Raw genomic sequence first — 375 nt, forward strand, 5'->3', positions numbered from 1 at the left:
CGGCACCTTCCCCGGCCAGCACCAGGTCTCCGGCTTCCTGGGAGACGGGCTGGCCAACACCTTCCTGAACGGCGACGCCACCACGGGCACCCTCACCTCGCCCGAGTTCACCATCGACAAGAAGTACATCAACTTCCTCATCGGCGGCGGCAACCACCCGGCCGGCTCCGCCGACCCCACCGCCGTCGAGCTCCTGGTGGACGGCCAAGTCGTCCGCAGCGCCACCGGAAAGGACGCCGAAGCGCTCGACTGGGCCTCCTGGGACGTCGGCGACCTCGCCGGCAAGAAGGCGCGGATCCAGGTCGTCGACATGAACACCGGCGGCTGGGGCCACGTCCTGGCCGACCAGTTCACCGCCGCCGAGGAGCCCGCCCA

Annotated in this window: 1 pseudogene; it reads left to right on the forward strand. The window is 70.4% G+C overall.

Going from position 1 to position 375, the window contains the following annotated elements:
- Positions 1-375, forward strand: a pseudogene (locus IE97_RS39055) (glycoside hydrolase family 32 protein); the annotation flags it as partial.

It is taken from the genome of Streptomyces sp. NRRL S-455 (genome assembly GCF_000717875.1).
Lineage (GTDB): Bacteria > Actinomycetota > Actinomycetes > Streptomycetales > Streptomycetaceae > Streptomyces.